This window comes from Cyanobacterium sp. IPPAS B-1200, assembly GCF_001747005.2.
GTDB lineage: Bacteria > Cyanobacteriota > Cyanobacteriia > Cyanobacteriales > Cyanobacteriaceae > Cyanobacterium.
In genome coordinates this window covers 2074206-2093339 of sequence record NZ_CP182899.1, presented here as the reverse complement: position 1 = coordinate 2093339, position 19134 = coordinate 2074206, and the positions used below count along the sequence as shown (strand labels likewise).

14 protein-coding genes and 1 other annotated feature are annotated in these 19134 nt (G+C 38.6%); of the genes, 8 read left to right on the top strand and 6 right to left on the bottom strand.

What is annotated here, in order from left to right:
• Window positions 1-405 precede the first annotated feature (405 nt).
• Window positions 406-2661, top strand: a complete 2256-nt coding sequence (locus tag A5482_RS09585; protein WP_069789258.1) for a glycoside hydrolase — start codon at window positions 406-408, stop codon at window positions 2659-2661.
• Between the two features lie 301 nt (window positions 2662-2962).
• Here the strand turns inward: A5482_RS09585 and A5482_RS09580 are convergent, their stop codons facing one another.
• From A5482_RS09580 to A5482_RS09570, 3 genes are all read right to left on the bottom strand, one after another.
• Window positions 2963-3685, bottom strand: coding sequence for a biliverdin-producing heme oxygenase (locus A5482_RS09580; RefSeq protein WP_069789259.1), 723 nt, complete (start codon window positions 3683-3685; stop codon window positions 2963-2965).
• Window positions 3686-3935: 250 nt separating this feature from the next.
• Window positions 3936-4901 carry an aldo/keto reductase gene (locus A5482_RS09575; RefSeq protein ID WP_069789260.1) on the bottom strand — a complete coding sequence of 322 codons (966 nt, stop codon included), beginning with the start codon at window positions 4899-4901 and terminating at the stop codon, window positions 3936-3938.
• 60 nt (window positions 4902-4961) lie between these two features.
• The gene (locus A5482_RS09570) at window positions 4962-5600 is read right to left on the bottom strand and encodes a GNAT family N-acetyltransferase (protein WP_069789261.1); all 639 of its coding nucleotides are present in this window, start codon (window positions 5598-5600) and stop codon (window positions 4962-4964) included.
• Window positions 5601-5731: 131 nt separating this feature from the next.
• On the opposite strand from A5482_RS09570, the gene A5482_RS09565 reads away from it, so the two are divergent.
• From A5482_RS09565 to ndhM, 7 genes are all read left to right on the top strand, one after another.
• The gene (locus tag A5482_RS09565; RefSeq protein ID WP_083260347.1) at window positions 5732-7180 is read left to right on the top strand and encodes a class I SAM-dependent methyltransferase; all 1449 of its coding nucleotides are present in this window, start codon (window positions 5732-5734) and stop codon (window positions 7178-7180) included.
• 273 nt (window positions 7181-7453) lie between these two features.
• Window positions 7454-7918, top strand: a complete 465-nt coding sequence (gene rimP / locus A5482_RS09560) for a ribosome maturation factor RimP (RefSeq protein ID WP_069789291.1) — start codon at window positions 7454-7456, stop codon at window positions 7916-7918.
• Window positions 7919-7966: 48 nt separating this feature from the next.
• A complete protein-coding gene (gene nusA / locus A5482_RS09555) occupies window positions 7967-9187 on the top strand; it encodes a transcription termination factor NusA (RefSeq protein WP_069789262.1) in 1221 nt (406 codons plus the stop codon).
• Window positions 9188-9300: 113 nt separating this feature from the next.
• A complete protein-coding gene (locus A5482_RS09550; RefSeq protein ID WP_069789292.1) occupies window positions 9301-9546 on the top strand; it encodes a YlxR family protein in 246 nt (81 codons plus the stop codon).
• A 174-nt stretch (window positions 9547-9720) separates the two neighbouring features.
• The gene (infB, locus tag A5482_RS09545) at window positions 9721-12771 is read left to right on the top strand and encodes a translation initiation factor IF-2 (RefSeq protein WP_069789263.1); all 3051 of its coding nucleotides are present in this window, start codon (window positions 9721-9723) and stop codon (window positions 12769-12771) included.
• Between the two features lie 71 nt (window positions 12772-12842).
• The gene (locus A5482_RS09540) at window positions 12843-13025 is read left to right on the top strand and encodes a hypothetical protein (RefSeq protein ID WP_069789264.1); all 183 of its coding nucleotides are present in this window, start codon (window positions 12843-12845) and stop codon (window positions 13023-13025) included.
• 92 nt (window positions 13026-13117) lie between these two features.
• Complete coding sequence (gene ndhM / locus A5482_RS09535; RefSeq protein ID WP_069789265.1) at window positions 13118-13480, top strand: NAD(P)H-quinone oxidoreductase subunit M; 363 nt, start codon at window positions 13118-13120, stop codon at window positions 13478-13480.
• 154 nt (window positions 13481-13634) lie between these two features.
• Here the strand turns inward: ndhM and rplL are convergent, their stop codons facing one another.
• The 3 genes from rplL to A5482_RS09520 all read right to left on the bottom strand — a co-directional run bounded on the left by rplL (window position 13635) and on the right by A5482_RS09520 (window position 19021).
• Entirely contained in the window at window positions 13635-14015 is a 381-nt protein-coding gene (gene rplL / locus A5482_RS09530) for a 50S ribosomal protein L7/L12 (protein ID WP_069789266.1), read from the bottom strand.
• Between the two features lie 60 nt (window positions 14016-14075).
• On the bottom strand, window positions 14076-14612 hold the full coding sequence (gene rplJ, locus A5482_RS09525) for a 50S ribosomal protein L10 (protein ID WP_069789293.1): 537 nt from the start codon (window positions 14610-14612) through the stop codon (window positions 14076-14078).
• A gap of 81 nt (window positions 14613-14693) precedes the next feature.
• Window positions 14694-14880, bottom strand: a sequence feature (ribosomal protein L10 leader region).
• Window positions 14881-14986: 106 nt separating this feature from the next.
• The gene (locus A5482_RS09520; RefSeq protein ID WP_069789267.1) at window positions 14987-19021 is read right to left on the bottom strand and encodes a PAS domain-containing protein; all 4035 of its coding nucleotides are present in this window, start codon (window positions 19019-19021) and stop codon (window positions 14987-14989) included.
• Between the last annotated feature and the right edge of the window lie 113 nt (window positions 19022-19134).

The following is a 19134-nucleotide window of genomic DNA, read 5'->3' as shown; positions in this document are numbered from 1 at the left end:
AAAAGAACGCTAGATGTGTTCTTTTTTTGTGGGCTTTTTTAAGCTGTTCTTTATGGGGGATTTCATCATTATTACTCAAAATGCAATGGAATAAGTTTCAGATGAATTTCAGTAACATAAACCTCTAATATCATTAAATTTGTGTGGATTGTGATAGCATACGGATAATCACACAGGAATGAAGAATGGCAATAATCAAGCCAAATACATGGATATAATTTTATGGCTCTGCTTATTTGAACTTACGAAACGTTAGTAAAAGCTTATAGCCAGATAGTTAAGACTCATTACTTCTTGGAATAAAAACCATTTCCTTGGGTAGGAAGCCAACACTTTAATTTTGACTCAGTGTCGGTCGTTCACTGTTACCATTGCGGAAAGAAAAAATTAATTAATTTAAAGTTTATGGCTCACCCTCTTTATGTCGCTTTTATTTGGCATCAACACCAACCTCTCTACAAATCCCGTCTTTCAAAGGATAATTTTGGTGCTGATTATCGTCTTCCTTGGGTAAGGCTTCATGGTATTAAGGATTATCTGGACTTAATTTTGATGTTAAAGAAGTATCCCGCTATTCATCAAACGGTAAACTTAGTTCCTTCTTTGATAATGCAGTTAGAAGATTACGCCCAAGGGAATGCTCTGGATCCTTATTTGGCTTTGACTTTAACTCCTGTCAGTATGCTAAGTCGAGAGCAAAAGGGCTATATTGTTGACAATTTTTTTGACGCAAATCATCACCACATGATTCGTCCCCATGTCCGTTATGAAGAGCTTTTTCAACATAAACATATTAAGGGTAAAGAGTGGTGTTTGGATAATTGGACGGGTCAAGATTTTAGTGATCTTTTAGCGTGGCATAACTTAGCATGGTTTGATCCTTTATTTTGGGATGATACGGACATTGCTGGTTGGTTGGAAAAAGGTCGTAATTTTACCCTGAGCGATCGCCAAAGAATGTATACTAAACAAAAGGAAATTATTGCAAGGATTATTCCTGAACACAAAAAAATGCAGGATGAGGGACAGTTGGAGGTCACCACTACCCCTTATACCCACCCCATTTTGCCCTTACTTCACGATACCAATGCGGGTAAGGTTGCCCTACCTCATATGGACTTACCCACGAGCCGTTTTCAGTGGGAAGAAGATGTACCCCGTCACCTCGGCAAGGCATGGAATATGTATCAAGAGCGTTTTGGGCGATCGCCCCGAGGACTTTGGCCCAGTGAACAGTCCATCAGTCCACAAATATTACCCTATATTGCCAAACAGGGTTTTAAATGGATTTGTTCTGATGAAGCGGTGTTAGGTTGGAGTTTTAACCACTTTTTCCACCGTGACGAAACAGGTAATATTTGTGAACCAGAAGTATTATATCGTCCCTACCGTTTAGAAACTGAGCACGGAGATTTAAGTATCATATTTCGTGATCACCGTTTATCCGACTTAATTGGCTTTACCTATGGAGCAATGAAACCCCAAGAAGCCGCCCGAGACTTGATTTTTCACCTACAGGCGATCGCCCGTACCCTTGCGCAAAGACAGCCGAGTGATAACACCACCTTAGATGAACCTTGGCTTGTGACCATTGCCCTCGACGGAGAAAACTGTTGGGAATTTTATGAGCAGGATGGTAAACCCTTCCTTGATGAACTTTACAGCAACCTCTCCCAAGCCCAAGATATTCAATTAGTAACAGTTTCCGAATTTACCAATCAATTCCCCCCCACCAAAACTATTTCTAACACTCAGTTACATAGTGGATCTTGGATTGACGGTAACTTTTCCACGTGGATAGGCGATCGCACCAAAAACAGAGCATGGGACTATCTTACTGCCGCCAGACAAACCCTCGCCAAACATCCCGAAGCCACCGAAGAAAATAACTCAGCTGCTTGGGAAGCCCTTTACGCCGCCCAAGGTTCAGATTGGTTTTGGTGGTTTGGAGAACCCCATCACTCCTCCCATAATGATATGTTTGATCAGCTATTTAGAGAACATCTCATAGCTCTTTATCAAGCCCTCAATGAACCTGTACCCAAATATCTTTATCGTCCCGTAACCAATCCCAATCAAAGCCCCACAGGGGAACAACAAAACCCTTGTAGTTATATCAGCCCTCTGGTGGACGGCAGAGGAGACGAACAAGATTGGGAAAAAGCAGGAAAAATCAAAATAGGAGGTTCACGGGGAACTATGCACCGAGCTAGTATCATCCCCATGATTCATTATGGTTGGGATCATCTTAACTTTTATTTCCGTTTTGACCTCAAATCAGGAGCCGTCGCGGGGCAAGACCTCCCTCCCGAACTTCATCTTTTGTGGTACTATCCCAATCGCTTTGGGGATAATAGCCCCATACCCTTAGCCCATGTACCAAATCAAGATCCCCTCAATTACAACTATCGTCATCATTTAGGAGTTAACCTCGTTACCAAAACTTATTGGTTACAAGAAGCGGTTGCCAATTTTTCGTGGCAATCCCGTTATACAGGTACAAAGATAGCTCTTGATCGCTGTATTGAAATCGCTGTCCCTTGGCAAGATTTACATTTAGACCCTGATATGGAAATTAATTTAATTGCCATTCTTGCCGATCAAGGTAAGTTTAAAGAGGCTTTACCTGAAAATCATTTAATTAGACTTCAAGTACCTTAAAGATTTTCTCTGGGGTGGCGTTAGATCAAATCTTCTGCCATTCCAAGATGATAAAAAAAGGATTTTGGGGCTGATTTTTCCGCTCCAAATATGTTATTATTAGATAATTGAAAGCTAAACTTTTTTTATTTCAAACAGTAAGATTTCTATTATTAACAAGCTACTTCTTAGTATCGGCGATTTAGGTTCAAAAAGCAATAAAAAAACGATTTTTGTAAAGATTCTTAACAAAAACAATCCCCAAAAAAGGGGAATATAGCAGAAAAATATTATAGTGTTTTATCCAGGGAAAATAGATTTATTACTCAGCAGTAACAAACTCTCCTTCGTTGTTTTGGTTGCGACGACGACGGGTAGTTAGAGTATTAAATAGCATTTTACCAATGGCCATTATTAAATTACCTTCCAACTCTTGGAACATTTTCATATTCATTCCAAAAGCATCATTTGCTTCTTGTACAATGCGATCGGCGGTTTCTTGATCCACAGGTAAATCATTCAAAGACTGACGATATTCAGTTTTAAAAGCCTTTTCATCATCAATGGTTTCAAACTCATAAAAAGCGGTACCTTCACTATCAAGATTCATGGCTTTTTGAGCAATATTTTTAAGAATTTGACCCCCAGAAAGATCTCCTAAATAACGAGTGTAGGAATGCGCTGCAAATAATTCGGGAGAATTTTGAGCAATTTCACGAATACGATCTACATAGGCTTGTCCGTGGGGAGTGATCTCAATTTCGTTTTTCCAGTTAGAACCATAAAAGAATTGAAGGTCTTTTGCCAAACTAGGTTGACGATTCAATTCAGGGAAGTAAATGGGTTTGATAAGGGGATGATCTTTGAGACGCTCCATTTCTTCTTCCATGGCACCATATACAAAGTACAGGTTAGCTGCCAGTTTACGGTAGGAATTTTTTTCAACGACTCCTTTTAAAAAGCACTTGATAAATCCCATGTTTTCCGCCATGGAGTGGGATTTTTTGGTACCTTCTTTTAACATTGTGGCTAAATTTACAGTCATGTTTTATCTATTCCTAATTATGAAGTTAATATTTTGTTTATAAAAATTTACAAAAAGTCTTTAATTCCTAATTTTCTACCTTAAACTGAATTAATGTCATTTTGTATTAAGAATTTTTACAACTTGTCGTAATTATTGTTTACAAAAATCCACGGTTGAGGAAGAAAGTCGTTTTTTCAGGGTGGGCAATAGTGACCAAATATTATATGTTGAGCATTTTTCTTGATACGGCAAATCCAGCGAGCGCAGCTTAATTGTCAAAATTCCATAAAACGGGGTTATCGTCAAAATGTTTGCTAACTTCTTTACCAATATCACTAATTTTCTGTAAATCTTCGTCACTAATTTTTATATCCCCCGCTTTTACGTTTTGTTCCACTTGCTCGACATTTCTAGCTCCTACAATGGCATGGGTTTGGGGTTGAGAGATTAACCATGCGATCGCCAATTGTCCCAAGGTGCAATCATACCCTTTCGCCATAGGGTGTAGTAAATCCAACGCCTTTTGTACCCTGTCCCAGTGAGGTTGTTGAAACAAACGATTATTTACCCGATGATCACCTTCCTCAAATTGAGGATTAGCACCGAATTTTCCTGTTAAAATACCTTGAGCAAGGGCAGAATAAGAAAGAATAGAAAGAGTATTTTTCACACAGTAGGGCTGAATCTCCTTTTCCACCCCACGCCAAAATAAAGAATAAGGAGGCTGAATACTAACAATTTCTCCGTACTGTTTAGCTTCTTGTAACTGTGTCACCGAAAAATTAGATACCCCAATGGCTCTGATTTTGCCGTCATCTTTGAGTTTGTTGAGGGCTTTCATGGTTTCTTCGATAGGTACGATGTCACTATTCCATGTACCAGAGGGCCAATGGATTTGATACAAGTCAATGTAATCGGTACTCAAATTTTTGAGGGACGTTTCACAGGCGCTGATAACTTCGTCATATTTGAGATGATTAGCGAATACTTTGGTGGCGTAAACTACTTTGTCCCTAATATCCTTAAGGGCTTGTGCCACTATCCTTTCTGAGTGTCCTTCTCCATATACTTCGGCGGTATCAATGGTGGTAATGCCGCCTTCTACGGCAGCGCGAATGGCTTTAATACTCTCATTGTCATCGATTCCTGACCACATTCTTTTACCTGCTTGCCATGTACCCATTAGAATGGGAGTAATTTCAATGTTTGTACTACCTAATTTTCTTTTTTTCATGGTTAATAATTACTATTTTTTTTATGGTAGCATAAGGTTTTTAGAGGAATAATAGTTATTTTAATTACCTATTAATTTTATTTTTTTAGGAAGTTTATTGATTAAAGTATGGGCATTTTTGTGGTTGGGTTGATCATAAAAATATTGATAGCTTGATTTAATTAGTTTTTCTATTAATAAAGGATGTAATTTATCTTCTGGATAGTCAGGATAAATCATTAAAATCATTTCTGGGGAGTTTTTTTCAGATAAATCAGGCAATAAGTAGGCAACATCTTTAAGAATTTTTGCTCCTAATCTTAAGTAAAAATTAACTCTTCTTTTTTTTAATTCTTGTTCTGGTGGATAGTGAGGATTTTCTACTTCTAATAATAACCATTGATCTTCTTTTTGTAGTTTATTTTTAATGAATGTCATAAATTGTTTGCCTAGTCCTTGCCCTCGATATTCTGGATCAGTAGCTAAATATCCTAGTAGGGTAAAATCGCTGTTAGGTAAGGGGCATAAAATTGCCATCAAGATAATTTTTTCTTGATCTTTTTGAATCCACAATTGGAAAATATCTGTTTCAATTTTATTTTTTATTACTGAAATTGGTAGTTTTTCACTGACAGGAAAAGATTGGTTATAAAGGGCGATCGCACTTTGAAAATTAATATTAGTAGTATTTGTAATTGAAAAATAATGATAAGAAAGCATAGGGTAAGTAATGAATTTTAAAAATAAAAACTATATCAATCAAAGAAAAAATAAATATTAACTATCTTCTAAACAGAAATATAAAATAATGATAAGATAAGATTTGAAAAAGTATAAAAATAGGTAATTTGATGTCAATTTTTAATGATGATAGATATTGGAATAAAACTTATCAGTTTATTAAAAAAAACTATCAAAGGGGGGATATAATAATCGCTCCACATCCCTTTGAAAAAGAATTTAAGAATACTATTATTTATTCAGAAACTGATACTTTTGATATTCATGATGCTCAATGGGTTGTAATCCACAAAGGTATGACCAATGAGCTAGATATAACTTTGGTACATAAGGCCCTGAAACAACTATCCGCTGTATTTGCCAACGAAGTTTTCGTGGTATTGACCAGCCATAACAATATACGCACTTTGAAAGTAGGTGACATACACTTAGAACCTCTATTAATAGAATTCCTTGACCAAACTTCAGACAAAATTTATCGAGTGGACTCTCAAAAAAAATCTTTAATTCAAAAAATTAGACAAAATCAAGACTTAAAAGAATTTTTATCAAGTTTATTACATCCTGTCATTAAAGGTAAACCAAACGTACACGAACTATACATAACACTACGGGAAGCGAAAGCAATTCAATTAAATATCAAAAACTTAGGCTATCTTTTAGCCACCGAAATGTATGAACGTCAAGAAAGTAGTAATATCTCTGCCAACAAAAGAAAAGTTGGCTTAACATCAAAACTCACTACCCAAGAAGATATAGAGAGCGACTGGGTGAAATATTGGTGTCAATGTTTACATATGCGCCCCATATACCATCGTAAAGTTTGGGAATTATGTTATGTGACTCAAGCCATTTATGAAAATATTGGCGATAATCCTCCCAAAAAAGGATTAGGATTTGGCTGTGGAGAAGAGCCTTTAGCCTCTCTTTTTGCTTCGTGGGGACACAATGTGACCGTAACGGATTTACACCCAGAAAAAGTAAAGGGACTAGGGTGGGATGAAACAGCACAACACACAGATAGCTTGGAAAAAGCATATCGTCAAGATTTAATTGATAGAGAAACGTTTGAAAAAAATGTCAGCTTACAATACGTCGATATGAATGAAATTCCTATTTCTTTTGATAATCAATATGATTATTGTTGGTCTGTGTGTGCCTTTGAACATTTAGGCTCAATTCAAAAAGGATTAGACTTTGTGAAAAATGCGATGAATGTACTTAAACCGGGAGGAATTGCTGTTCACACTACCGAATTTAATTACACTAACGAACCAGAAACTATTGATGATTGGGTAACCGTTATTTTTCAGCAAAAGCATATTGAACAATTAGCCAATGAATTGAAAACAAATGGCTATGATGTTGCTCCATTGGATTTTAGTGTGGGTGATGGCGTTTTAGACCGATTCATCGATGTTCCTCCCTATGCTGTAGGAGAGGGATGGTTAAACAAAGAATCTTGGCAAGATGTGAATCAAAGTGTGCATCTTAAATTATCTGTTGATGGTATTCCCTGCACATGTGTTGGCTTAATTATTCTTAAGCCTCTGGATTAAAATTGAATTATAAAAAGAAATAGACTATAATCGATTTTGTAAGGTTCTAAAACTTCCTTTGAGAACAAAAAATACAAGTGTCTTGTATTGAGTAGCCAATTGATTGAGTCCATAAAAATTTTGGAATCATCGTTAAAGTAAGGACTACATTGGCTAAAAAGTAATTAGAGCCTAAAGCGCCAATGACGAGAATAATCTCTTAAAAGTGGGTGATACCCGCTTTTTTTGTTGCTTTCCACCCATTATCAACTAGATTTTAACGCTGATTTTTTTATGACCCATCCTTTGATACCACAAATCACAGAGTTAGCCAATCCCATTGCCGAAAAGCTCAATATTGAGATAGCTGATATTGCTTTTCAAACGAACAAAAACCCTTCTTTGTTGAGGGTAGATATTCGTAGTAAACAAGGAGATACCAGTCTTGACGACTGTGAACAAATGAGCCGTTTGTTAGAAGAAGTATTAGAAGCAAAAGATATTATTCCCGAAGCCTATGCTCTGGAAATCTCTAGTCCTGGCATTGCGGATGTGTTAACTACAGATCGAGAGTTTATCAGTTTTCAAGGTTTTCCTGTGATGGTAGAAACCCATACTCCCCACAAGAAAAAAACTCAATTTCAGGGAACGCTTCGCAGTCGGGATGAAGATTTTGTTTCTCTTAATTGTAAGGGACGCATTGTGAAAATTCCTCGAGAATTGGTCCAACGGGTGACATTGGAGAGTGCTACCGAATAGATTTAAAATTCCCTATAAAAATTTCAGATCAATTATTAATTAATATTTATGAGTATTGTTCAATTACCAGGCCTAAGTTTTTTAATCGAAGAAATCAGTGAGAATCATAACCTCTCTCAGGGTGCAGTACAAGAAGCCCTAAGAGAAGCTCTTTTTAAGGGTTATGAGCGTTTTCGTCGTGCCAAGAATACCAATCCTGAACACAGTTTTGGGGACGATTATTTTGCTAATTTCCGAGTGGAGTTAGATATTGATGATGAGGGATTTAGAGTTTTGGCTCTTAAGACCGTGGTAGAAAATGTGGAAAACCCAGATCATCAAATTCCCCTCGCTGAGGTGATGGAGGTTAATCAGGAGGCAAGAGTGGGGGATGAAATGGTGGTGGATGTGACTCCCGAACAAAAAGATTTTGGACGGATGGCAGCTATTCAAACCAAGCAAGTTTTACAACAAAAATTGCGAGATCAACAAAGGTTGATGATTCAATCAGAGTTTAATGATTTGGAGGGGACGGTACTTCAGGCGAAGGTACAGAGGTTTGAGCGTCAGTCGGTTATTATGACCATTCAAAGCGCCCATGGCAGACCAGAGGTGGAGGCAGAGTTGCCTCGCTCTCAGCAGGTAAATAGTGATAATTATCGGGCGAATGCTACTTTTAAGGTTTATCTTAAGCAGGTGCGTGAAGGTTCCCAAAGAGGGCCTCAACTGATGGTATCTCGTGCGGATGCTGGATTGGTGGTATATTTATTTGCCAATGAAGTGCCTGAAATTGAGGAGGAAATTGTCAGAATAGTGGCGATCGCCCGTGAAGCCAATCCCATGAGCCGATATGTCACCGCCAGAACCAAAATAGCCGTGGACAGCCTTGATAAAGACGTAGATCCCGTGGGTTCTTGTATCGGAGCGAGGGGTTCTCGTATTCAAGCCGTAGTCAACGAACTAAAAGGAGAAAAAATCGACGTAATCCGCTGGTCCCCTGACCCTGCCATCTACATTGCCAATGCCCTTAGCCCATCCCAAATTGACCTAGTGGAATTGCTAGATCCAGAAGAACGTCAAGCCATGGTAGTGGTGCCAGACAATCAACTTAGTCTCGCCATCGGTAAAGATGGGCAAAATGTTCGCCTTGCCGCCCGACTAACAGGATGGCGCATCGACATCAAATCAAAAAGTGACTACAAAAAAATGCAACAAGAACAAATAGATCCAGAATCAGAAATCGAACCCGAATCTGAGCCAGAAATAGTAAAATCCTCCGAAGAAGAATAACACTTAAAAATGCTGAAACTACAGCAGTTTTATAACCCATAAAAAAGCCCATGTAACTGCCCTGATGGGGAAAATATTAGTTTTACCCTAGTATTGTGATTTTAAAAGGAAAAATGCCTCCAAAAAACTATCGTCGTTGTGTAAGCTGTGGATTATTAGCCCCAAAAAATTATTTCTATCAAGTGGTAAGAAATTTTCCCCACCATCAAATAACCATTAACGAGGGCATGGGTAGATCCGCTTATGTTTGTCCCACCCTAGAGTGTATTACCATTGCCCAGAAAAAAAAACGTCTAGGGAGAACCTTACGTACTTCCGTGGACCCAGAAATATATGACCAATTAAAAAGTAGATGTTAGGGTAAAAAAAACAAACAAATACACTCACTCAGGAGATAAATATTAAGAAAATGTAACATATATTTTTGTCACCTAAAAACCATGGAGACAACGAAGAAAACAAATCTCAATTAAAATAAAGAATAAACCAACATAAAATAAATTATAATATATTAGACTTAGGGCAATTTTTGGATGAAAAACGGAAAAATAAGAATATACGACTTATCAAAAGAACTAGCATTAGAAAATAAAGACGTATTAGAAATATGTTCTCAATTATCGATAGATGTAAAAACTCATAGTAGTACCATATCTGAATCTCAAGCACAGAGTATCAAAGAAGCAGCAAAAAATTATCGTATGACATCGTCAAACCATAAGAAAGGGAAAAACCACGACCATCAAAAAAATAAAAATCAAGTGCCTGAATCCAAATCCCATAAACCGAAATTAGAAATTGTTGCCTTGTACAAAAAAAATCGTAGCGAAGAGCAAAACCCTGGACAACCTCAAGAAAGCCAAAATGATACTCAGGATGCTCCTACTCTTTTAACTCCTCCTCGTCCTCAGCGCCCTTCAGCAGATCAAGGAAAATCAGAATCAGGGGAAAAACAAGAGAAATCAACATCCCTCAGAAATCCTCCCCCAAGACCATCTTCCCCCAACGGCAATAAAAATAATGGGGAAGAAAAAAATGCTCCCAGACCAGAACTAAAAAGCCCCCCAGCACCGCCTAAATCCAGCTCGGATCAAGAGGAAAAATCCTCATCGGGTAAACCTCGCTCCGTGGCAAAATTAATGGATTCCATCGAAGGGGATAGAAAACCAAAACCAAAAATTAAGGGTAAACCTTCACGGGGAGGAAAAACAAAACAAGATCAATCTCCTGATTTAGATACTCAAGAGAAAAAAGTAACTCCCCCCGTTGCAACCAAAGATGATGGAGAGAGGAAAACTCCGGGTCTAAAATCTCCCCCTAAACCCAAATTACAAAAACCCCCCGAACGTCCTGCGGCGGTAGAGCAAGAGCCTGATTTGGACGAGGATATTGATAACACCTCCAATAATGAGGATGATTTTGATAATGAACCAGTATTACTAGAAAAACCAAAACGCACCAAACAAAAAGTCAAAAAACCTTTGGTTAAAGACTCTCCTGCGGTGTGGGAAGATGAAGATGATAGTGGAAAAGAAAATAAAAAAGCGGCTAAGAAACGTCGTTCTTTTGTCCTTGAAGATGAAGATGAAGACTTAATCGACTACCTTGATGATGATAATGAAGGGGAAAATCCTCTCAATTTGGCATTGGCTCGTCCTGATAAACCTGCCAGTAAATCTCCTAAACCAGCCGATCGTATCAAGTCCCCCCGTCGTCAGAAACCGAAGCTAGATCGCTCGGACAACAGTTCTTCGAGCAAGTCTAACGACAATAATAATAAAAAAGTAAAACAAGAAAAACAAGTTCCCGAAGAAATCGTCCTCAAAGAAAGTCTAACCCTGCGACAGTTAGCTGATAATCTTAATACCCCAGATACTGAAATTATTAAAATGCTCTTCTTTAAGGGTATTGCTGTTAATATCACCGAAACCCTTGACCTCGAAATTGCTAAAATGGTGGCCGAGGAATTGGGTGTAACGGTAATCACAGAAGAAGAAAAAGCTAGTGCCACCAAGACAGAAATGTTGGCCGAAGCCGATTTAGATAATCTAACGACTCGTCCCCCTGTGGTCACTATTATGGGTCACGTTGACCATGGTAAAACCACCCTCCTTGATTCAATTCGTAATACCAAGGTAGTACAGGGAGAAGCTGGAGGGATTACCCAGCACATTGGTGCTTACCATGTGGATGTGGAACATGAAGGAACTACCCAGCAAATTGTATTTTTAGATACTCCTGGTCACGAAGCCTTCACCGCCATGAGGGCAAGGGGAGCAAAAGTTACTGATATTGCTATCCTCGTGGTAGCGGCTGATGATGGTGTTCGTCCTCAAACCAGAGAAGCTATTAGTCACGCTAAAGCGGCGAAGGTTCCCATTGTGGTAGCCATTAATAAGATTGATAAACCCGAGGCTAATCCCGACCGAGTTAAGCAGGAGTTGAGCGAATTAGAGTTAGTTCCTGAGGATTGGGGTGGTGATACGGTAATGGTGCCGGTAAGTGCTTTGAATGGTCAAAATCTTGATACTTTACTAGAGATGATTGTTCTTGTGTCTGAGGTGGAAGATTTATCCGCTAACCCCGATCGCCCCGCGAAAGGTACAGTGATCGAAGCCCATTTAGACAGAGCCAGAGGCCCTGTAGCTACCCTGTTGGTTCAAAATGGTACCCTAAGGGTTGGAGATGTTTTTGTAGCTGGTTCTGTGGCTGGTAAAATCCGTGCCATGATCGATGACCGTGGAGATAAAGTAGAAGCGGCCAGTCCTTCTTTTGCGGTGGAGGTACTCGGTTTAAATGAAGTTCCTCAAGCAGGGGATGAGTTTGATGTTTATCCTAGCGAAAAAGAAGCAAGGGCGATCGCCGAAGGTCGTGCCGAAGAAGATAGAACCAGCCGTTTACAACAGGCTTTATCCTCTCGTCGGGTAACCCTCAGCACCCTTTCTGCTCAAGCACAACAAGGGGAACTCAAAGAATTGAACATTATCCTCAAAGCCGACGTACAAGGCTCCATCGAGGCAATTCTCGGTTCACTGAAACAACTACCTCAAAAAGAAGTTCAAATCCGTGTACTCCTTTCTAGCGCTGGGGAAATTACTGAAACAGATGTCGATTTAGCAGCTGCCAGTGGTGCCGTAGTTGTTGGTTTTAATACCACCCTCGCTCCTAACGCCCGTCAAGCCGCTGAACAAGAAGGAGTGGACATTCGAGAATACAACGTCATCTATAAACTATTAGATGAAATTGAGGGTGCCATGGAAGGTTTACTAGATCCTGAAGAGGTAGAAGAAGCCCTAGGAAAAGCGGAAGTCCGTGCTGTCTTCCCTGTGGGTAAAGGCGCTGTGGCAGGTTGTTATGTTTTATCTGGTAAGGTAGTTCGTAATCGCTTTATCAGAGTATTACGTAATGGAGAGATTGTTTATAACGGTAATCTCGACTCCTTACGCCGTGTGAAAGATGATGTTAAAGAAGTAGCATCGGGATTTGAATGCGGTATTAGTATCAATAAATTTGGTAACTGGAAAGAAAAAGACATCATTGAGGCTTATGAAATGGTCTTCAAACGTCGTACTCTTTCTCAATAATTAAATTGACATAATTTTAAGGGGCAGATTGTCTGCCCTTTTTTTGTTTTTAAATTTTCTTAATTTTATCCATGGCTCTAAAAGGAAAACCCTGTGAGAAATGTAATCACATCGTAGAAATTCGTTATCGTATTCAATGGGATAGCAGTGGTAAGTGGTATCAAGTTTGTCTAAACTGTTGGCAAAAAGTATCACAAAATAATCCCCAGTATCGTTATGGGGGTACTTGGAAGGCAAAAAAAAAGCGATCTTGATGGAATTGACAATTAACGATGGACAATTGACAATGGATAATGAAAGGAATCCATTAAAATTAAGACTAAATAACTGTTAATAATTTAACCCTATGATAATTAAAGCAACCACCAGACACATTAGAATTTACTCAGCAGAGGTAAAAAATAATGAGCTAGTACCTTCAGAGAAGGTTTTAACCTTAGATGTTGATCCCGATAATGAATTTAACTGGGATGAAGTGACTTTACAAAAGGTATATCGTAAGTTTGATGACTTAGTAGAAAGTTATAGCGGAGAAGATTTGACGGACTATAACCTTCGTCGTATTGGCTCTGATTTAGAACATTTAATCCGTGACTTGTTGACCAAAGGGGAGATTAGTTATAACCTCGATGCAAGGGTTCTTAACTATAGTATGGGTTTACCCCGTGTGGATGCTCCCGAAGCCGATGGAAAGTATCAATTATCTTAGTTAGGTATTAGGTATTGGGTAAGAAAATATTATGGTATCTAGTTTTAATCATAAATTTTTTGCATAAAAAAAGAAGGCAAACTGTTTGCCTCCTTCTGAGATAAAACAAGGGGCTTGTTACCCCTTGCCCAACGCCCAAGGGCGTTAACATAAATTATTTGATAGATGCTTTAGCACCAGCTTCTTCTAACTGTTTCTTGATAGCTTCAGCGTCTTCTTTGCTAGTAGCTTCTTTGATAGCTTTAGGAGCAGATTCTACTAACTCTTTGCTTTCTTTTAAGCCTAAACCAGTGATACCGCGAACGACTTTAAGAACAGCCATTTTAGCATCACCGAAACTTTCGAGAACCACATCAAATTCGGTTTTTTCTTCAGCTTCTTCAGCGGCGGCAGCGGGAGCAGCCATCATCATTCCACCGACAGGAGCAGCGGCACTTACACCAAATACTTCTTCGATTTGTTTAACCAACTCAGAAGCCTCTAAAAGACTTAGGGTTTTTAATTCTTCAACAATATTTGCTACTTTATCAGACATGATTAAATTCGATCTCCTATTTTTGTTTAATTAGAAAAAATACAGTCACAAGGGTAAAACCTAGGCCGCTTCTTCTTGTTGTGATTTAACGGCATCCACCGCACGAGCCAAGGAACTAGGTACTTCGTTAATGCTACGAGCGATTTTTGCAGTAATAGCATTGATAGAACCAGCAATTTGACCGATGAGTTCTTCTTTGGTGGGTAAGTCAGCGAGGGCTTTTACTTCTTCTTTGGTAAGGGCTTTGCCTTCCATCACTCCGCCACGACATTCGCTTTTTTTGCGATCTTTGAGGAATGCTTGGTAGGCTTTTACTGTACCGCCGAGGTTTTCTGCGTCAGCTAAAATAAAAGCGGAAGAACCACTGAGAAATTCGTTCATGGGTTCCCAAGTTGCGTCTCCTTCGATGGCTTTGCTCATTAAAGTGTTTTTGGTCACTTTACAGCTTCCGCCTTGTTCTCTTAGGCGATTACGCAAATCGCTAATGTCAGCTACACTAAGCCCTTGATAATCGATGACTAATGCTAGTTGGGATTCAGCGAGTAAGCCTTTAATATCGGCTACCTCTTTCTTTTTGCTTTCAAGGGATTTAGATATTGTTCTCACCTCCTGAGGTGTCTAATTTTTTGTGGCTTTGACAATGGTTGAGTTTTTTAAACCCTAGAATTGTCACACACCAACTTAAAATAAAAAACCCTTACTATTTCTAGCCGGGTTTTTGGTTGATGATTTTTGAGATAATTTTTAATATAGTTGGTTTAATTCTTGGTATTGAATTTCACCTTTTATAAGTATCTGCATCAACCTAGGCAGGGATTTTAAGCATTTTTGCTCCTGCTGTCTTCGGCTTTGGCCAAATTAATATAATATTTTGACTTTCCAACATACTATGTTAACGAAGATTATATTTTAAGTCAATAGTTTGTGAAACTATTTTGATTTACCGTAACAATATTTTTTGGCTGTTTTCATCAAACCCTATTTATCAATATTGTGACGATCGCCCTTTGAAGTTGTTCTAGTTGAAGGGGCTTAGTAAGAAAATCGTTCATCCCCACAGAGATACACTGGTTTTGGTCTTCGGGGAGGGCATTGGCAGTAAGGGCAATAATATAAGGCTGATGACGATCGCCCTTTCTAATTTCTTCGGTGGCTTCAATACCACCCATATGAGGCATTTGTAAATCCATCAAAATAACGTCATAATCCTTTTGAGCAACCTTTTGTAAAACCTCTAACCCATTAAGGGCAACATCTGCTTGATAACCCAATTTTTTGAGCATGAGTAGGGCGACTTTTTGATTAACTCGATCATCTTCAGCGAGGAGAATTTTAAGCTCAGATTTATCTTTTGTAAGGTTTATGGGCAATAGACTAGAGCTAGGTGGAGACGATGAATCAGGTTGCTGATAAATAGGAAGATTAATGGTGAAATAAAAGATTGAGCCTTGGTTAATCTCTGGGGATGGATACCAATTTTCTGGGGGATTTCCGCCGATGTTGCCCCGACTCTGTACCCATATTGTGCCTCCCATCAGGTTAATGAGACTTTTAGAAATAGCTAATCCTAGCCCTGTACCGCCATATCTACGGCTGATGGATGTGTCGGCTTGGGTAAAGGGGGTAAATAATTGTAAAATGCGATCGCCCTTAATACCAATACCAGTATCTTGGATAGAGACAATCAACCCTTGGCGAGAATTATCCCCCAAAAAATCACTATCAAGCTGAATATTAATTTTAATAAAACCTTCAGAAGTAAACTTAAAAGCATTACTGATTAAATTAAGAAAAACCTGCCGAATACGAGAACTATCCCCCACAAAATCTGAGGCAACAGCATCATCAATGTCATACTGAAAATCAATGTTTTTCTCGGTAATCTGTTTAGAAAAAAGAAGGGTGATAGATTTCACCAACTCCCTGAAAGACAAAGGCTCTTGCTCTAACTCTAATTTACCCGATTCGATTTTAGAAAAGTCAAGAATATCATTGATAATAGTTAATAGTACCTTGCCACTTTCTTCGATGGTATCTACCAAGTCTTTTTGTTCAGGGGAAAGGGAAGAAAGAGCGAGAAGTTGAGCCACCCCAATGACACCATTCATAGGGGTTCTAATTTCATGGCTCATATTAGCCAAAAAACTACTTTTGGCACGGGCGGCCGCTTCTGCATCCTCCTTGGCTTGAGCAAGGGCAAAAGCGATTTGTTGTGCTTCGGTAATATCCCTTGATACCCCGACTATCATGATAACGTTACCTTGGTCATCGAAAATGGGAGATTTAATAGTAGAAAAAGATCGCTCTACCCCATCATGACGTATAGATTTTTCTTCAATGATCAAAGATTTTTTTGTGGTGATAACAGTCTGATTATCTCTTATATATTGTGCGGTATATGCAGGATTATTGTAAGGGACATCGATGATGCCTTTTAACTCCTCCAAATCTATATTATAAAAGTCTCGTAAGGCTTTATTTCCCCACATCAATTCTCCACTGGGATTTTTAACTAAAATTATATCGGAGGTGGAATCGAGGATTTGATGATATTGTTGCTCACTTTCTCGGAGGGCTTCTTCCGCTTCTTTGCGATCGCTTATATCATGTACATATCCATACCATGTGGTACTACCATCTAACTCTTTTTGGGGAGTAGCATTACCCAATACCCAAATAACTTTATCTTCTTGGGGACAAAGTCTATACTCACAAATCCAAGGATTCATGGTATTGGCGGATTCTAAAATAGAATCAAATAATTTATTAATATCATCAGGGTGAATACGTTCAAAGAGTGGATCGGCGCTGTCGTACACATCAAGGGGGTGCAAACCAGATAAATTAGTGATGCCCGAACTCATATAAGGGCAATGGGAAGTGCCATCAGGTTTGAGAGTGTATTGATAAATCATACCCGGAATATTGTCGGCTATTTTTTCGAGGCGATGTTGGGAATCCACTTGCTTGGTAATATCTATCATTACTCCTGTCCAAGCTATATCACCATTTCTTCTTTTTTCGGGGCGATCGTGGGCTTGTAACCATTTCAATTTACCACTGGGGGTAATAAATCTAAACTCAAACACCATGGCTTTCATGGTTCTCATGGACTCTAATGTAATTGCTTCAAACTTTTGAATGTCATCAGGATGAATTACTTTAGAAAAGTTTTCGACATCCTTCAAAAGGTCATCAGGGGATAATTCCAAAATATCTTGTACTGCCTGACTAGCATATTCAAAGTATGGATTACCATTGGCAGGTTGTACATAGACATAAATAATACCAGGACAAGAGAGGGCTAATTGGTAAAATTTTTCTTCGCTCTGTCGCAGGGCTATTTCTATTTCTTTGAGTTGAGTAATATTTCTGCCAGAGGAGTGAATTTCGATCAATTCTCCTGACTCATCAAAAAATCCTTGGTTAAGCCATTGTGTCCAAATAATATCGCCGCTACTAATCACATTTCTATTTTCAACATAAAATTCTGGATTTTCAGGGGACATTTTCAGTACCAATGCCATAATTTTGTCCATGTCTTCGGGGAAGACGACTTCTGACCATTTTTTGCCAACGGTTTCTTGGGGGGAGAGGTTGAGGGTTTCGGAAAATGAGTTATTACCAAAGATAATGGTACAGTCTGGGTTGGTATTTTTATTGATAAGGTGCGATCTAATTACAAAATCCGTTTGTTGCTCTACTAATTGCCGATAACGACTTTCATTTTGATTCATGGTTTGTTGAATCTGACTCGCCATAGAAAAAAAAGACCTAGATAATTTTTCTATTTCAATAATGTTGGTATGATTTTTTTGGGGATATTTGACTATATTTCCTTGGGCAAAATTTTCATTAGCTTTTAATAACCGTGATAGGGGTTGACTAATTTTTTTGGTGGTAAAAATACTAATAAAAGCAGCACTGATAAAGGTTAAAAAAGAGATGACGAAGGTATTCTCAAGGTTGCGTTGAAGTTCGGCGGTAAAGTCTTGGGTAGGAACAATGGTAAGAATCGCAAAATTTAAACCATAATTATCTTGATAGGGAGTTACTTTAACAAAAACCTCTGAATCATAAAGAAAAAGATCCTCTGTTAATTCAGTGAGGTTATATCCTGCCCCTTGGGATTGATCTATTAATTCTAGGGCAGAATCAACCGTGGTATCTCCTATGTCTGAGGGGGTAATTCTTTGGGCCACTCCTTGTTCATTAAGGCGAAATGGTGGTTGTCCATGGGAACTAGCTACCAAAGAACCTGATTCATTGAGAATAACTATTTTACCTGCGTTACCGACTCTAATTTGTTGAAGTATGTCACTGATTTTTGATAGGCTAATATCTACAGATACTACTCCCACAACTTGATTATCTTCCAATATGGGGGTACTGGCACTGATGTATAAATCAGAGGGGATTTCTGTCCAATGATAAGGATGAGTCCACACTGCTCTTTTTTGTACTTCGGCTTCTGTAAACCATGGTTCGGAGTTGATATTTGGGATATATTCTTCTAAATATTCGTCGGTGAGGTTGCCTTGATTGTCGGCTTGGTATCGATAAATGGTATTGATTTCTGGTGAACGAATGATACTAATTTCGTTGTCTATTTTGCCATGCCCTGCCCCTACAAATTCTCCGTTGCCATTACCGTAACTAAAGTAGTTAAAGTCGTAGGTTTGTTGTTGTTGCCAAAAGTATGTACCTAGTTGTTCAAGGTTGTTCGGCTCAAGAAAGCCTGATGTTATTAATCTCTGATTTAGCTGATTTATTTCTTGGGCTTGTTGAAAGTATTCGTCTAGGGTATTGGTTACTTTGTCAGCGGTTTTGGTCATCAATTGATTACTTAGGTTATTGATGCTTCTTTGTCCGCTACGGTGTGAAACGTATCCAATGATGCTTACTACTCCAAAAATTTGACATACAAAGGGGATAATAATAATCCACTGTAGGCGGATTAGTTTACCTTTTTTTTTCCTTTGTGAAGGGTTACGGGGCGATCGCATTTTAGGGCTTACGTTGCAAAGTATTTTTTTCCCATTGTATAGTTAGAAAATGGCAAATATAAATTATTAATTAAAAAATCAATAAATATTAATACAGTTGTTTTATCAATCAT

Bases quoted from the DNA above. Each gene is read 5' to 3' on its own strand.
- A5482_RS09585 (WP_069789258.1), top strand. From the start codon at position 406: ATGGCTCACCCTCTTTATGTCGCTTTTATTTGGCATCAACACCAACCT.
- A5482_RS09580 (WP_069789259.1), bottom strand. From the start codon at position 3,685: ATGACTGTAAATTTAGCCACAATGTTAAAAGAAGGTACCAAAAAATCC.
- A5482_RS09575 (WP_069789260.1), bottom strand. From the start codon at position 4,901: ATGAAAAAAAGAAAATTAGGTAGTACAAACATTGAAATTACTCCCATT.
- A5482_RS09570 (WP_069789261.1), bottom strand. From the start codon at position 5,600: ATGCTTTCTTATCATTATTTTTCAATTACAAATACTACTAATATTAAT.
- A5482_RS09565 (WP_083260347.1), top strand. From the start codon at position 5,732: ATGTCAATTTTTAATGATGATAGATATTGGAATAAAACTTATCAGTTT.
- rimP (WP_069789291.1), top strand. From the start codon at position 7,454: ATGACCCATCCTTTGATACCACAAATCACAGAGTTAGCCAATCCCATT.
- nusA (WP_069789262.1), top strand. From the start codon at position 7,967: ATGAGTATTGTTCAATTACCAGGCCTAAGTTTTTTAATCGAAGAAATC.
- A5482_RS09550 (WP_069789292.1), top strand. From the start codon at position 9,301: ATGCCTCCAAAAAACTATCGTCGTTGTGTAAGCTGTGGATTATTAGCC.
- infB (WP_069789263.1), top strand. From the start codon at position 9,721: ATGAAAAACGGAAAAATAAGAATATACGACTTATCAAAAGAACTAGCA.
- A5482_RS09540 (WP_069789264.1), top strand. From the start codon at position 12,843: ATGGCTCTAAAAGGAAAACCCTGTGAGAAATGTAATCACATCGTAGAA.
- ndhM (WP_069789265.1), top strand. From the start codon at position 13,118: ATGATAATTAAAGCAACCACCAGACACATTAGAATTTACTCAGCAGAG.
- rplL (WP_069789266.1), bottom strand. From the start codon at position 14,015: ATGTCTGATAAAGTAGCAAATATTGTTGAAGAATTAAAAACCCTAAGT.
- A5482_RS09520 (WP_069789267.1), bottom strand. From the start codon at position 19,021: ATGCGATCGCCCCGTAACCCTTCACAAAGGAAAAAAAAAGGTAAACTA.